Source organism: Citrobacter sp. TBCS-15, from assembly GCF_005280815.1.
Taxonomy (GTDB): domain Bacteria; phylum Pseudomonadota; class Gammaproteobacteria; order Enterobacterales; family Enterobacteriaceae; genus Citrobacter; species Citrobacter werkmanii.
This window is the reverse complement of the sequence record NZ_SZWK01000262.1, coordinates 1-653: the sequence shown is the minus strand read 5'-3', so window position 1 is coordinate 653 and position 653 is coordinate 1. Positions and strand designations below refer to the sequence as shown.

Here is a 653-nt window from a genome sequence, read left to right as displayed (position 1 = left end):
TTTGCACAAGATATAGCTGATGATTTCAAACAATGGAAAGGCGAAGAATAATTGAAAATAAAGTTTATGCTTGACAGTGTGAACTTTTTTTGATATTATAGTCTTATAGAAATTAAGGAGATACAAATGAAAAATACAATGTTAAATTGATGAACAACAAAAAAGGATATTTAAACTCTTTTAAAAACGAGCTAGGGAATAAGTTTCTCTTCCTAGGGTTTAAAGAAGAAAGAAATAACTTTAAATCAGAGTTCACGAAAGAAGAGATAAAAGCGATTGATGAAAGATACTTGGAATTTATTGAAGAGGTCTAAAGTTAATTCTTGACAAATATAAAGTAATTTGATAATATTGTTTTATAGAAAGGGGATTAAACAATGGCAACACAAAAAGCTATAAAGGTCGTAGCTTATAACCCTACAACGGAAGAAGAACTACACTTCAGCTGTAAGGCTCAATGTGCTAAGTATTTTGGTCTTAAAACTAATACAGTCATCAGGTGGCTTGATAATGGTAGACCTGTAATTGAACTGCTGATAGACCTAGATAGAAATCAAGTAGAAATTGAAAAACAAAGCAAACTAAATGGCTTTGAATTATTTACGATTAAGGAGTGGTTAGATTATGTGTAAGAAACGCAAATACACAAAAAT

Annotated in this window: 2 protein-coding genes; both read left to right on the top strand. The window is 30.0% G+C overall.

Annotated features, from left to right (window positions below):
• Positions 1-149: 149 nt before the first annotated feature.
• Entirely contained in the window at positions 150-314 is a 165-nt protein-coding gene (locus FDW96_RS25095) for a hypothetical protein (RefSeq protein ID WP_170974720.1), read from the top strand.
• 63 nt (positions 315-377) lie between these two features.
• Positions 378-632: a hypothetical protein gene (locus FDW96_RS15110; protein WP_036851135.1), complete on the top strand. Its 255-nt coding sequence runs from the start codon at positions 378-380 to the stop codon at positions 630-632.
• Positions 633-653 lie beyond the last annotated feature (21 nt).